This is a genomic window from Siminovitchia acidinfaciens, assembly GCF_003605385.1.
Lineage (GTDB): Bacteria > Bacillota > Bacilli > Bacillales > Bacillaceae_C > Siminovitchia > Siminovitchia acidinfaciens.
The window spans coordinates 107,190-121,998 of sequence record NZ_QYTV02000006.1 but is presented as its reverse complement, the minus strand read 5'-3'; the positions used below and the strand labels follow the sequence as shown (position 1 = coordinate 121,998).

Below are 14,809 nucleotides of genomic sequence, written 5' to 3'. Positions count from 1 at the left end.
CTTTTTCTCCTTTTGTTAACAGAATTATCCGGTTGGCACGAAAGTTGCAATATTAAATCAGCGAGTTCCGCAAAAAAGAAAAAGATTCACCGGCCCGCTTGTAAACGGTGTCATCTTTTTCTTAATTATTTTGGATTCTCTTGATAAAAAAGATAGAAAAGTATTGGGAGGAGAATAATTATGAGTTTAGACATTTCACAAGTAGAAAAGATGATTGATAAAAAATTAGATCACGGCAAAGCGCCATTATACGAGGCTTTGTGTCAATATGAAGAAAGCAAGCGTACATCCATGCATGTACCGGGGCATAAGGATGGACGTGTTTTCGACCAAAAAGGATACGATCACTTTTATGATGTATTAAAAATAGATGCTACGGAATCGGTGGGAATTGACGATCTGCATCATCCAACTGATTTCATCGCGGATGCGCAGGCTCTGGCAGCAGAAGCTTTCGGATCTGATCATACATTCTTCCTGGTTGGCGGCAGTACGATAGGAAATATTGCAGCAGCACTGACTTTATGCGGCCCTGGAGACAAAATACTAGTTCAGCGAAATATGCATAAATCAGTATTCCACGGTTTGCTCTTGGCGGGAGCACATCCGATTTATATAGCACCGGCAATTGAATCAACGACAAAAGCAGCAATGGTTTCGGATATTTATTATATTGAAGAAGCTTTGAAGCAGCATCCTGATGCGAAAGCCGTCTGGATCACCAACCCGAACTATTATGGGATGAGCCAAAATGTTTCACAGCTGGCTGAGACGTGCCATAACGCGGGCGTCCCCCTTGTATGTGATGAAGCACATGGTGCCCATTTTGGACAGTCGGAGGCAGTACCTCCATCTGCACTTTCTCAAGGAGCAGATCTCGTTGTTCAATCCACCCATAAAATGTTGACCGCGATGACAATGGCTTCCATGCTTCATGTCAAAGGAAACCTTATTAACCGCGAACGGCTGGCCCAAGTGCTTGGCATGATTCAATCAACGAGCCCTTCTTATCCATTGCTTGCTTCATTGGATCTGGCAAGAAGGTATTTGGTTGAAAAAGGAAGAGATGAACTCAAGGTAACAGTGGACCGTCTTGAAAAAAGAAGAATCAACCTTGTTGATGAACTAAATGCACTCACCATTTGGGAAGGAAGTATCGAGGTTCATCGAAGGGACCCGTTAAAATGGATCATTTCCTGCAAAGATGAAACTGTTACTGGATATCAATTACTGGATCTATTTTATGAAGAAGGCTGCACAGCAGAAATTAGTGATCCCCGCAATATCGTCTTTTTGTTTTCATTAAATGAAAATGAAGAGGATATTGAAAAAGTGGTGGATGCAATCAAGGCCATTGACCGGAAATTGCAGCAGATGGCATTTACTAAGCAAGAGACGAAAGATATCGTTCTTTTCGCTGAAGAGGGGACTTTGCAAAAGCCGGCTGTATCGTTGGGAACAGCATTTCACAAGCCGCGTCATCGGATGACGCTGGAAGAAGCTATTGGATCATACTGCGCAGAAACGGTTCTTCCATATCCACCGGGGATTCCGCTTCTAACGCCAGGCGAGGAAATAACAAAGACACATGTGGATACAATCAAACAGTTGCATGAGATGGGTGCATATTTCCAAAGTCCTTCCGACGATACAATGCAAACTATATACGTAATAAAGTAACAAATAAACCGGCCGTTTTCTTTTATTTTGAACACGGCCGGATCATCCAGGGTTGTTCTTGCGAGTTGAATGAAGGACGTTAGGAAAAATGGAAATACTATATCATTCCTTCAATAAACATCGTATAAATTGTACAGACAGCATGTAAAAGGAGGAAATCGGCTTTATGTCAAACCATGCCGCCGAAACAACTATTACCGTAAATAATGAAACGAAAAACTCGCCGGGATCTCAACCTGGCCAGCAATTAAAAAGAAATTTGAAGTCAAGACACTTAACGATGATCGCATTAGGCGGCACAATTGGAACCGGGCTGTTTTTAGCAAGTGGAACAGCCATTCATACAGCAGGACCAGGAGGGGCTCTACTTGCTTACGGTGCAATTGGCTTCATGGTTTACTTTGTCATGGTAAGCTTGGCAGAAATGTCCGCTTACATGCCAGTGGCCGGATCATTCAGTACATACGGTTCCAGGTTTGTCGATCCTGCACTAGGCTTCGCTTTGGGATGGAATTACTGGTATAACTGGGCGATTACAATAGCATCCGAATTGGCAGCAGTTACTTTGATCATGAAGTTTTGGTTCCCTGAAAGCCCTTCCATCCTTTGGAGCGGTTTATGTCTAGTGCTGATCTTTATGTTGAATTATCTTTCCGTCAAAGGCTTCGGGGAATCCGAATATTGGTTTTCCATGATAAAAGTTGTAACCGTTATCGTATTTCTCATTGTTGGGGTGCTGATGATTTTTGGAATTATGGGTGGAGAGTATATCGGCTTTAAAAATTTCAATGTCGGTGAAGGACCATTTAACGGAGGCTTCATGACCATTTTGGGAATTTTTATGGCAGCAGGGTATTCTTTCCAGGGAACTGAACTGTTCGGCGTGGCAGCTGGTGAAACGGATAACCCATCCAAGTCCATCCCAAAGGCCGTTCGTTCGGTATTTTGGCGGATACTTCTATTTTACATTTTTGCCATTTTCATTATCAGCCTGATTATTCCGTATACGACAGAAAGTTTGGCAAGCAATGATGTAACCGTAAGCCCTTTCACTCTTGTTTTTGATCAGGCAGGTGTTGCTTTTGCAGCATCAGTAATGAATGCCATTATTTTGACGTCCGTTTTGTCAGCAGGAAGTTCAGGATTGTATGCATCAACACGTATGCTATGGGATTTGGCAAGAGAAGGAAAGGCTCCGAGATTTCTGGGCAAACTTGATAAACGCGGTGTGCCCGTCAGGGCTTTAGTGGCTACATCGCTCGTCGGATGTCTTGCATTCCTTGCCTCATTCTTCGGTGATGGGGCCGTGTATATTTGGTTGTTGAATGCTTCAGGGATGTCAGGCTTTATCGCATGGGTTGGGATTTCGTTAAGCCACTACCGTTTTCGCAGAGCCTATGTAGCACAAGGTCGGAGTCTTGACGATCTTCCGTACCGGGCGAAATGGTTCCCATTTGGGCCGCTGTTTGCCCTTGCTCTTTGTATTTTCGTTATCCTTGGCCAAAATTACAGTGCTTTTACAAACGGAAATATCGACTGGAATGGTGCGCTCATTTCTTATATTGGGCTTCCGTTATTCATCGCTGTTTGGTTAGTGTACAAGTTTACGAAAAAGACAAAGGTGGTTCCTTTGGAGCAATGTGATTTCAGTGTTGACAAAGACATTGAGGAGCAACGAAATGAAAAGCTGAAATTGACAGTAAAAAAAGGTGGATATAACAAGTAACTCAGTTAGCCGCAACCTGTATTCCTGAACATGTTGCGGCTTTAATGATGCCCGAATGTTGAATGCCCACTTATTTAATATTAAAAGAATAAACTAATTTATTTTCCAATAAAATGAAACCAAACCACGCTTTTAAGGAGTGGTAAAAATGGGAGTCATTGACGGAAAAGGGTTCATAACCCGAATAAATCAGATGGGTACAGAGATTTGGTTCGACGGAAAAAAGTAGAGGGAATGATCTCCGAGCATCATGCCTTTAAAGGGCTGATTCAAACAACGTCATCCTTATATGATTTACAAAACAAACCGCAATTAAAAAATGAAATGACGTTTTCAGTCCAGGGAAAAAAAGATTCCTTTGGACTTTCCTACTTGCAGCCAAAAACAAAAAAAGATCTTGAACGAAGGAGGAAAATGATAGAAAACTGGGCTCGGCACACTCACGGAATGGTCGGAAGAAGCCCTGATTATATGAACACTGTCATTATGAGCTATGCCTCATCCGCTGAGTTATTAAAAGGTAAAGAAAATTGCTTTCCCGAAAATATTCAAGCCCTATATGAAAGGGCGAGGAATGAAGACCTGTCTTTTACACATACCTTTATTACCCCCCAGGTCAATCGTTCCCAGATTAATTTAGGCTGTTCGGGTGAGCCCGTTTCAGCAAAGGTAGTCGATAAAAATAATAAGGGGATTGTCATAAAAGGCGCACGCTTGCTTGCTACTCAGGGAGGATTGACTGATGAATTGCTGGTCTATACCACGCCCAGAATATTTTTTGATTCTGATGAGGCATTTGCCTTTTCAATCCCTTCAGATACGAAAGGCCTTAAATTTATTTGCAGGGAATCATTCGTGGGAGGAAAATCAGCTTTCGATCATCCTCTCAGCTCAAAATATGAAGAAATGGATTCCATTGTTGTCTTTGACAATGTACTAGTTCCGTGGGAAAAAGTATTTTTTTACGGTAATGAGGATGCGGCAACCGACTTCAAGCTTCAAAGTTCTTTTCATTCCTTTGCATATCATCAAGTGATTATAAGACAGATAGTAAAAACAGAGTTTATCCTGGGAATCGCACAACTTTTGGTGGATACAATTAATATTGGCGAATATCAACATATACATGAAAAGCTTTCAGAAATCATCATTGGTCTTGAAACATTGAAAGCTTTGTTAGTGAAGTCGGAAAGAGATGCCAATGTGGATGAATGGGGAATTATGCGCCCCAGCCTTATCCCTTTACAAGTTTCAGCTAATATTTTCCCGAAAATTTATCCCCGCTTTTGTGAAATTATCCAGATGATAGGAGCGAGCGGGATGATTACATTACCCACAGAAAAAGCTCTTAAAAGTCATATTGGAAAAGATATTGATAAATACCTTCAGGGATATAACAGATCCGCCGTGGAACGGACAAAGATTTTTCGGCTGGCATGGGATCTTACAATGAGTCCATTTGGAACAAGACAAACCCAATATGAAAGATTCTTTTTTGGCGATCCGGTAAGATTATCCGGCTATTTATACAAAAACTATCCTAATAAGAACATAAATGACATCAATAATTTCCTAAATTCATAATGCTAATTGACTATACAGAAAAATTATAATAATATCAATTTATATTCCGATGATATAACGACACCTCTTTCAATGAAAAGAGGGTTTTTTCATCATTAATACAAAGCGTTGTCAATCATCGAATATTATTACTGATTAAGGGGAGGGATAGCGTGCCTAAAACGGAAAAGTTTCTGCTGCGAAAGACTAGGCATGATGATATTGAAGAAATCGTTCAGGTTTCCAACCTAGTGTTTGGCCCGGATATTGCTTTTATTCCAGAAGAGTTGGAAAGCCAACTGAGCATTTTTCCGGAAGGACAGGTTTGCCTAAAGGACAAAGTTGAAGATAGAATTGTCGGTTTTTGTTCCAGCTTGATTGTCAATTTCGAAGAATACGGAATAAATCATTCGCTCGATGAGATTACAGATAATAATTTTATCCGGAATCATGACCCTAATGGGAAAACTCTTTATGGATTTGATGTAACAGTACACCCTGATTACAGAGGTATGGGTTTGGGCAGGAAATTATATGAAGCCCGACAAGAAATTTGCCGAACGCATCAACTGGACAATATTATGTTTGGAGGACGAATCCCGAATTTTCATAAGTATGCCGATAAGCTTTCTGTAAACGAATACATAGATCAAGTAATCAAAGAAAAGATTTATGATCCTGTCCTTACTTTCCAGTTAAGAAACGGTTTTAATGTAGTCGCAGTCATGGAGAATTATCTTCCGGAAGACCATGAATCTTTAAAATATGCAACCTTGATGGAATGGATCAATCATTAATAGACCAGTAGAATAGACAACGATGAATGGGGGATATAATATGAATCTTACTAAAGTTTCTAAAGAAAAAGAAGTGAACGAAATGGACCACACAAAAGCCCCACTTTATGAAGCACTATGTTTATACGAAGAGACAAACCGCACCTCTATGCACGTGCCGGGGCATAAAGACGGCCGTGTATTTGATAAAGCCGCACAACATCATTTTTCCGATATATTAAAAATCGATGCCACCTGTATAAAAGGAATAGATGACTTGCATCAGCCCACCGATTCGATTTTAGAAGCACAGAGATTGGCAGCCGATGCTTTTGGTGCAGATCAGACATTCTTTCTCGTTGGCGGAAGCACGATTGGAAACCTAGGAATTGCACTGACAATGTGCAGCCCAGGGGATAAAATTCTCGTCCAGCGCAACATGCACAAGTCGGTTTTTAATGGTTTATTGTTTGCAGGGGCCCACCCAATTTATATTGCTCCCGCCATCGAGCCGACAACAAAGGCGGCCATGGTTTCAGATATTGCACATATAGAGAAGGCACTGATGGAAAATCCAGATGTAAAAGGCGTTTGGGTTACCAATCCTAATTATTACGGAATGAGCCAGGATATTACCCGTTTAGCGGAAGTTTGCCATCAGGCAGGTATTCCATTAATTGTTGACGAAGCACACGGAGCACAATTTGGCCAAGTTGACGAAGTTCCACCTTCAGCCCTATCAATGGGTGCAGATATTGTCATCCAATCAACCCATAAAATGCTGACATCCATGCATATGTCGTCCATGCTTCACGTAAAAGGAGATATCATAGACCGCGAGCGGCTGGCTAGAGTCCTTGGAATGATCCAATCGACGAGTCCATCTTATTTGCTTCTTGGTTCATTGGACCTTGCCCGAAGGTATTTGGTGGAGAATGGACGGAATCATTTAAAAGAAACGGTTACCAGGCTGGAAAAGAGAAGGAAAGAATTATCATTGGAACTGAAGTCACTTTCAATTTGGGGAGGAAGCCCGGAAGTTCATCGCAGGGATCCATTAAAATGGATTATCTCCAGCAAAAACGAAGCTATATCGGGCTATCAATTATTCGATTTATTTTACGATCAGGGTGCAGTGGCGGAAATCAGCGATCCGCGCAACATCGTTTTTCTTTTTTCCTTAAATGAAAATGAGGAGGATATTGAAAAAGTAGTAGACGCCATTAAAGTGATCGATCAAAAATTACAGGAACTGGCAATCATCCCTCATGAAAATAAAGATATTATCATGTTCGAAGAGGAAGGTACGTTATATCAGCCGAAAATGAGCCTTCAGGAGGCCTTCCACAAGCCTCGTCATAAGATAAGGCTGGAAGATTCCATCGGATCATTATGCGGTGAAACCGTCCTGCCGTATCCACCGGGTATTCCGCTTTTGAATCCTGGTGAGGAAATAACAAAAAGGCATGTGGATACAATTAAGCAGCTGCATGAAATGGGAGCGTATTTCCAAAGCCCTTCAGATGACACTATGGAAACTTTATATGTGATCAAATAGACTTTTAGCCGGGACCATACCACCATGTTCCCGGCTTTTATTTATGAATATGCCCTTAAATGCAGTACGGTTTCTTTTGCTGCGGTCAATATAGGAATCTCAATATCTATCTGTCTGGCCACGTGCTCCATGCTGTATTGCGAAAGAACGATGACATCCACTTTATCATGGATGTCTTCAATCATAGTAAGAACTCGGGAATCGTGTTCTTCGCGTTTTCCCTTCGAAAGAAGATGAATGGCTCCATCATCTACCTCAGAGAAGATTTTCACTCTTGGATTCTTTCTTTTCAAATAGTTTGTTAGGGCGATCGGAGTTTCCTTAACAGTAGATACAAGACCAATCCTGTAAAAATGAAGTGCTTTATCAAGCATTGCCTGGTCGGAGCGCAAAATCGGAACTTGGAAAATCGGCCTCAGCAAGTCCACTACATCATTAAATGCGGAGCATGTCAATTGGATGACGTCCGCATTCGATTTCAAAGCGAGTCTGCACAAGTCGATAAAGCGATCGACCATTTCGTTCGTCAAGTATCCATCTCTTTCCATGAGGTTTAAAAGTTCTGAATCCAGTAAATGGATATAGTCAATGTCTTGTGCATATTGGTCGAACGCACTCTCAATAGGCTGAATGGAATTTTTGGTTGCAGAAACCAGCGCAACTTTCATCATGGGTCACCTCAGTTAAACTATTATCTTGTTATAGACTAAACATAAATGAATGCTCTGGAAGGATGCAGATTTTCCTCTACCTGTTATTTTATCAAGTAGCCTTTTTTGCCGGTTCAACTGATTCCTGATCGGGTTTTGGACCTTTAACCGCTGATAAACCAACACCAATTAATGTTAAAGCTCCACCTATGAGTGCTAGTAAAGTCGGTATCTCTCCGAGCCATAACCATGAAATCAAAAGGGCTGCTGCAGGTGTAAGGTAAAGTGAGCTCGTCGCTTTGGCAGCTCCGGCCTTCGAAATAACGTAGGCTATTGCAAAGTAAGGCAGTATTGTCGGTATGAGGCCTAAATAGATCACTGTCAGCGTAGAAGCAGTCGATGCACTTGCAAGTTCCGTCCCCAAACCTGGAAGAAAGAACAGCATAAACACAGTCCCCGCTAAAATTGTGTAAATATTAAAATTAATAAATCCATATTTCTTAATATAGTTTGTTTCGAAGACGAAAAAGAAGCTTTCACCTAATGCTGCGATTAAAATCCATATAATACCGAAGGAGACGGCAGTGAAAGAATTACCTGTACCTACGGAAATTAAAGCCACTCCAAAGAAAGCAATAAATGAACCCAACCAGCCAATTTTTGACAGTCTCTCTTTTAGAAAAGCTGTTCCCAATATAGCGGCAAAAATCGGTGTGGTAGATACTAAAAGGCTTGAAACCCCGGCACTGACCGTTTGCTCTCCAAAGCTTAAGCCTGCGTGGTATACAGTAAAACCTAAAAATCCAAGCAGCAAAATGACAGGAATGTCTCTTACATCCGGAAATTTAATCCCTTTAAACGCTGCAAATACTAGGAGTGCCGCAGACGCAATTAAAAGCCTTAACAAAGCAAGGTGCTCCGGACTGAAGGACTGAAGTCCCACTTTTATCCCGGGAAAAGCCGATCCCCATATAAACACAGTCATACTGAAGGCTATAAGTACTTTCCTGTCCACCAAAATCCCTCTATTCTCTTATATTCACTTTTTAAAAATAAAAACGCCAGGAATATTAACTAATAAAGTCCTGGATTCCATTCAAACGAAGACAATGAGATAATAAAAAGATATGTAATTATTGATACTCTCACAATTATAATCCATTATCATGAATTCAATCTAGTGTAAATCCTGATGAATTGAAAGCTGGGTTATTTCTCCGAATAGGTTCATAAGTAAGCAGCTTTTCGTCAATATTTATATAATAGATATGCTGGACAGTAATTCATCTTGGAATAATTAGGAAATGACTAAGGAGATTCAAAATGGTAAATGAAAGTCATCATACAAAAACCTTAATAATTGCTTTAATTTCTTTTTTGTTGTTCTACATGATGGTAATTTTGGTTAAGGGCAAAAAAGTAGAAACGTTTGACCAATCCATCATCCATCTTATTCAGGGTTTGGAGTCGCCGCTCTTGACGAACATCATGAAATTCTTCACATTCATTGGATCATTTCCGATCGTCATGCTAATTTTTGTCCTGGTTTCATTTGTCTTGTTATATATTTTTAAACATCGATTCAAACTGTTGTTGTTCGGTATTGTTTTATTGGGAACACCTATTATAAATGAGCTTTTAAAATTATCCTTTCATCGGGTTCGCCCAAATTTACATCGGTTGATTGAAATTGGCGGCTATAGCTTTCCAAGCGGGCATGCCATGAATGCTTTTGCGGTCTATGGAATTCTTATCTATCTTCTTTGGAACAATGTTCCCGGACGCATTGGGCGTATTGTGTTAATTATAACTGGCTCTTTTTTCATTGTAATGATCGGGACCAGCAGAATTTATTTAGGTGTGCATTATCCGAGCGACGTCATAGCGGGCTACTTTGCAAGCTGCTGCTGGCTTTCTATTGTTATTGGCTTGTTTCAATACTTTGGAAAAAGACACTAAAAAAAAGTTTGTGCATACATACATGTACAAGCTTTTTTATTTTTCGAAAAAATAAAGTTGTAAATTATTTTAACATTTCGTATAATCAAAACTGAGAGGTGATTCATATGTCAGAAATAACAAAGCAACAATTAACAAAGAAAGGAATGAAGACCAGACAAAAATTATTGGACGCGGCAGAAGAGATTTTTGGGGAAAAGGGTTACTTTGAAGCATCGATTGTTGAAATCACATTAAAATCGGGTGTGGCCCAGGGGACTTTTTATAATTATTTCCCCACCAAAAAGGCGATCTATGACGAGCTAATTTATCAGTTAAGCTCCAGGCTAAGATTCCATATCAAAAAGGCAGTGGATGAAAAAACAACTTTTAAAGAAAAGCAAAAAGCCGGTTATTCAGCGTTTTTTGAATGGGTTATTACACATCGGAACTTGTACAGTATTGTCCATCAGGCTGTGCTCGTTGATATGAATTTATATCGTTGGTATTACGAAAAATTAGCTGACGGCTTTATCAAGGCTGTGGAAGAGGCAGTCGCACAAATGGAGTGTAAACCATTAAATCCGGAAACAGTAGCCTATTGCATGATGGGAATCGGACATTATATAGGATTGCGCTGGATTTACTGGGAAGACGCAGAAGTCCCCAAGGATGTTTTGGAGGAGACGATAGAAATTATCTTTAACGGGCTGGACGTTGAAAGGAGGGGTTAAAGTGGGTTGTATTGCTTATTGGATCCATAAGCACGCTTCAATCAATCCAAATCGGATAGCAGTGATTGGTGAAAAAGCAAAGTTCACCTACCACGAATTTTCTCGAAAAATCGACATGATGGCCGCCATACTGTCTAACAGACTTTCCCTTCAAAAGGGAGACCGGGTTGCAATTTTATCGCAAAATCGGGAGGAATACATCATCTCTTATTTTGCGATTGCTCAGCTTGGGCTTATCGCAGTACCGTTAAACATACGACTATCCGCTCAAGAGTTGGCTTTTCAAATAAAAGACAGCGGATCAAAGGTCATCCTTTATGAAAAAGAATTGGAGGAACAGTTCTTCGAGCTTTCCGCCCTGATCAGGTTTGAAAACGCTTACGATTTTGGTAGTGACATCGATACTTCTTTGAGCAATGTCGGAGATCCTTCTACGAAATTTATGGAACATAAGAAGTACGATCCGTTTATCATTTGCTATACGTCAGGAACAACAGGACGTCCGAAAGGCGCAGTACTGACTCAGGAAAATATGTTCTGGAACGCACTGAATAACCATCTTGCTCTAGATATAACCTCATATGATAAAACCCTGGTACTTTTGCCTTTATTCCATATTGGAGGCATCGGTCTGTTTGCTTTCCCAACACTGTTGGCTGGAGGCACAATCATTATCCCAAGAAAGTTTGTGGCAGAAAATACGATCAGCTGTATTGAGGATCATCAAGCGACCATTGTCATGGGAGTACCTGCCATACACGATTCAATCAGAAAGTGTTCTTTGTTCGAAACGGCCAATTTCGAATCGGTGCGTTGGTTTTACAGCGGTGGTGCACCGTGTCCCACAGAACTGATTGATGCGTTTTTAGAACGCGGCCTGCCTTTTGGCCAAGGCTTCGGTATGACAGAAGCATCCCCCACAGTCTTTATGTTATCAAAAGAAGATTATAAAAGAAAAGCTGGGACTATTGGTAAGCCAGTGATGTTTTGTGATGTTGCCATTGTCGATGAGAATGGCATACCCGTCAAAAAAGGTGAAATTGGTGAATTGATTATAAAAGGACCGAATGTCATGAAGGAATATTGGGGACTTCCAAAAGAAACAAACGAGACTATTAGAGATGGCTGGCTTTTTTCCGGTGATTTGGCGATTGAAGATGAAGATGGTTTCTTCATGATTGCAGGCAGAAAAAAGGAAATGATCATTTCAGGCGGTGAAAACATTTATCCGTTAGAAGTTGAACAAGTGATCAATGAACTTGAGTGTATAAATGAAGTTGCTGTAATTGGAAGAGAAGATAAGAAATGGGGAGAGGTTCCTATTGCCTTTGTATCTACAAATCAGTCAATCAGCGAAGCAGAAATCATTAATTATTCCAGAATGAAGCTGGCGAATTATAAAGCCCCGAAACAAGTCATTTTTATGGATGCGTTACCAAAAAATGCAACAGGAAAAATTGATAAAAACCAGCTGCTTAAAGAAGTTCAAGGGGTGAAGTGAATGGACTTTGGAGTCGGACAAAAAGCTCAATTTTCAAGAACAATTACCGAATCTGATCTTGTTCAATTTGCGGGGCTAAGCGGCGATTTTAATCCGATCCATGTGGATCGGCAGTATGCTGAAGGTACATTTTTTGGAGAGCGAATCAGTCACGGCCTGTTAACTGCAAGTTTTTTATCACGACTGTTGGGTATGCAATTACCTGGCCCCGGATCGGTTTATGTTTCGCAAACGTTGAAATTTACGAAACCAGTCTTTATAGGCGATACGATTACAGCGAAAGCTGAAATTATAGAAGTGAATAATAACAGAAGATTGGTCACTTTAAGAACAACATGTTTGAATCAGGACGGAAGTATTGTCCTTGACGGAGAAGGTGTCATGAAACTTCCTAAAGAGAAGGAGATAAGAGCATGATTGGAATTGAAGAAACAAGCATCTATCAACCCGAACAAATTGTTGATGCTAATGAACTGGCACAGCAAACCGGTATTCCCGAGCAGATTATCATAGAAAAATTCGGCATTAATGAAAAAAGGGTCGCTTCGAGTGATATGCATGCATCAGACCTTGCGGTTGCAGCAGCAAAGAAGATTTTGGAAAAGGTCAATCCGGAAGAAATTGACGCCATCATATATTTCGGAAGTCCTTTCAAAGACTATCAGGTATGGACTGCTTCTTCTAAAATCCAATTTGAATTGAACACAACGAACGCCTATTCGTTTGAAATGATGAATGTCAGTTCCTGTTTCCCGATTGCTGTAAAAGTTGCGAGAGACATGCTTTATTCAGATGAAAGCTTGACGAATATTTTACTTGTTGCCGGGTGTAAGGAATCAATGATAGTAGATTATGAGAATCCGAGATCCCGCTTCATGTTCAACTTTGCCGATGGCGGTGCGGCTGCGCTGGTGACCAAAAAAGCTACTAGAAGCGAAATTCTTTCATCTTCCATTATAACGGACGGATCATTTTACAAGGATGTATTGATTCCGGGAGGCGGATCAGTCAATCCATTCAGTATGGAAGTCGTCAGTAAGAAGCTGGAATTTATTGATGTACCTGATCCTAAAAACATGAAAGAGCGGCTTGATCCAATTTCAATTCCAAACTTCATTAAAGTGATCGACTTGGCATTGAAAAAGAGCGGGAAAGAGCTAAGCGACCTGAATATTCTTTTGCCGCTTCACACGAAACGGTCCATGTTTGAAGAGTTGCTTGATAAAGTTGGATTAACAGACGAACAAGCAGTCTATTTAAATGAACATGGCCATATGTCGGCACTGGATCCATGCTATGGTTTACATCTGGCCCAAGAAAAAGGCTTGTTAAAAAAAGATGATATAGCAGTCATTGTTTCAGCAGGTACCGGCTATACTTGGGCGGCAACAGCCATTCGATGGGTTGGGTAAGCGTGGCCGGACGGTTAAGGATTAAAAATAGGGAGGATTTAATATGGACATGAAAAAAAGATTCTTCTCATTATTAATCGTGATATCCATTTTTTCTATTATTTCAGCATGCGGAAAGAAAGAATCAACAGGAGGCGGGGATGTACAGGAATCGGTCAAAATAGGTGTTTTGGCTTCTTTAACTGGTGCACTGGAATCTTACGGAGACCAAACTAAAAAAGGTTTTGAACTAGGGATGGAATATGCTACGGATGGAACGATGGAAGTAGCAGGGAAAAAGCTTGAAGTGTTTTTTGAAGATACGGAAACAGATCCAAAAGTAGCTCGGCAAAAGGCTTTGAGTTTACTGGAAGACAAGAAAGTGGACTTTCTAGTAGGCTCATCAAGTTCAGGGGACACGCTTGCAGTGACGCCACTGGCTGAAGAATATGAAAGAATCATGGTTGTTGAGCCGGCAGTGGCTGACAGTATTACAGGGTCTGAATACAATGACTACATTTTCAGGACTGGACGTAATTCATCGCAGGATGCGGTAGCTGGTGCCGCTGCAATTGCAAAACCCGGGGTGAAAATTGCTACGTTGGCACCGGATTATTCATTTGGAAGAGAAGGGATTGCGGCGTTTAAAAAGGCCGCAGAAGAGTTAGGGGCAGAGATTGTACATGAAGAGTATGCTGACCAGACAGCAACTGATTTTACAGCCAATATCCAAAAGGTCATCGATAAAAAGCCTGATTATCTGTATGTGGTATGGGCAGGAGCCAATACACCATGGAATCAAATCAATGATATGAAAGTTCAAGAAAAAGGGATTAAAATCTCAACAGGAGTTGCAGATATCGCAACACTTCCAACCATGATTCCTTTAGTAGGGATGGAGGGATTTACAGTTTATTATCACACACTTCCAGATAATGGAGTGAATGATTGGCTTGTTGATAAGCATAAAGAAAAGTTCGATGGAGCTGTTCCGGATTTATTTACTCCAGGTGGAATGAGTGCCGCCATTGCAATTGTGGAAGCTCTAAAGCTGACAGAAGGAGATGCTCATGCGGAAAAACTCATAGAGGTCATGGAAGGTATGTCATTTGAAACTCCTAAAGGGACAATGACATTTCGGCCGGATGACCATCAGGCACTACAGACATTATATGCGGTCACTTTGGAGGAAAGCGATGATCACGATTATCCCGTTCCGAAATTAGTGCGTGAGCTATCCCCTGACGAGACAGCACCGCCAATTATGAATAAATAATTCATTTGTGATGATA

General features: G+C 40.8%; 12 protein-coding genes and 1 pseudogene. 11 read left to right on the top strand and 2 right to left on the bottom strand.

The window, feature by feature from the left end; translation table 11 throughout:
* Positions 1-180: 180 nt before the first annotated feature.
* The 5 genes and pseudogenes from D4T97_RS14295 (at position 181) to D4T97_RS14275 (ending at position 7,303) form a co-directional block, all read left to right on the top strand.
* Positions 181-1,680, top strand: coding sequence for an aminotransferase class I/II-fold pyridoxal phosphate-dependent enzyme (locus D4T97_RS14295; protein WP_126051431.1), 1,500 nt, complete (start codon positions 181-183; stop codon positions 1,678-1,680).
* Between the two features lie 166 nt (positions 1,681-1,846).
* A complete protein-coding gene (locus tag D4T97_RS14290; protein ID WP_235872262.1) occupies positions 1,847-3,406 on the top strand; it encodes an amino acid permease in 1,560 nt (519 codons plus the stop codon).
* Between the two features lie 148 nt (positions 3,407-3,554).
* A pseudogene (gene hpaB, locus D4T97_RS14285) lies at positions 3,555-4,990 on the top strand (4-hydroxyphenylacetate 3-monooxygenase, oxygenase component).
* A gap of 152 nt (positions 4,991-5,142) precedes the next feature.
* Positions 5,143-5,766, top strand: coding sequence for a GNAT family N-acetyltransferase (locus D4T97_RS14280; protein ID WP_126051430.1), 624 nt, complete (start codon positions 5,143-5,145; stop codon positions 5,764-5,766).
* Positions 5,767-5,806: 40 nt separating this feature from the next.
* Positions 5,807-7,303 (top strand): aminotransferase class I/II-fold pyridoxal phosphate-dependent enzyme, encoded by a 1,497-nt coding sequence (locus D4T97_RS14275; protein ID WP_126051429.1) that lies wholly within the window; start codon positions 5,807-5,809, stop codon positions 7,301-7,303.
* Between the two features lie 41 nt (positions 7,304-7,344).
* On the opposite strand, the gene D4T97_RS14270 is transcribed toward D4T97_RS14275, so the two are convergent.
* Entirely contained in the window at positions 7,345-7,974 is a 630-nt protein-coding gene (locus D4T97_RS14270; RefSeq protein ID WP_235872261.1) for an aspartate/glutamate racemase family protein, read from the bottom strand.
* A 91-nt stretch (positions 7,975-8,065) separates the two neighbouring features.
* Positions 8,066-8,968 (bottom strand): DMT family transporter, encoded by a 903-nt coding sequence (locus D4T97_RS14265; protein ID WP_126051428.1) that lies wholly within the window; start codon positions 8,966-8,968, stop codon positions 8,066-8,068.
* A 308-nt stretch (positions 8,969-9,276) separates the two neighbouring features.
* Here D4T97_RS14265 and D4T97_RS14260 point away from each other — a divergent pair, with 308 nt between their 5' ends.
* The 6 genes from D4T97_RS14260 to D4T97_RS14235 all read left to right on the top strand — a co-directional run bounded on the left by D4T97_RS14260 (position 9,277) and on the right by D4T97_RS14235 (position 14,793).
* A complete protein-coding gene (locus D4T97_RS14260) occupies positions 9,277-9,912 on the top strand; it encodes a phosphatase PAP2 family protein (protein WP_126051427.1) in 636 nt (211 codons plus the stop codon).
* 107 nt (positions 9,913-10,019) lie between these two features.
* Entirely contained in the window at positions 10,020-10,625 is a 606-nt protein-coding gene (locus D4T97_RS14255) for a TetR/AcrR family transcriptional regulator (RefSeq protein ID WP_126051426.1), read from the top strand.
* Position 10,626: 1 nt separating this feature from the next.
* Positions 10,627-12,126: an o-succinylbenzoate--CoA ligase gene (gene menE, locus D4T97_RS14250; protein WP_126051425.1), complete on the top strand. Its 1,500-nt coding sequence runs from the start codon at positions 10,627-10,629 to the stop codon at positions 12,124-12,126.
* The gene (locus D4T97_RS14245; protein WP_126051424.1) at positions 12,127-12,543 is read left to right on the top strand and encodes a MaoC family dehydratase; all 417 of its coding nucleotides are present in this window, start codon (positions 12,127-12,129) and stop codon (positions 12,541-12,543) included. It abuts the gene before it with no gap.
* Positions 12,540-13,538: a 3-oxoacyl-ACP synthase gene (locus D4T97_RS14240; protein WP_126051423.1), complete on the top strand. Its 999-nt coding sequence runs from the start codon at positions 12,540-12,542 to the stop codon at positions 13,536-13,538. Before D4T97_RS14245 ends, D4T97_RS14240 begins: the two co-directional genes overlap by 4 nt.
* A gap of 43 nt (positions 13,539-13,581) precedes the next feature.
* Complete coding sequence (locus D4T97_RS14235) at positions 13,582-14,793, top strand: substrate-binding domain-containing protein (RefSeq protein WP_408021614.1); 1,212 nt, start codon at positions 13,582-13,584, stop codon at positions 14,791-14,793.
* Positions 14,794-14,809: the final 16 nt, after the last annotated feature.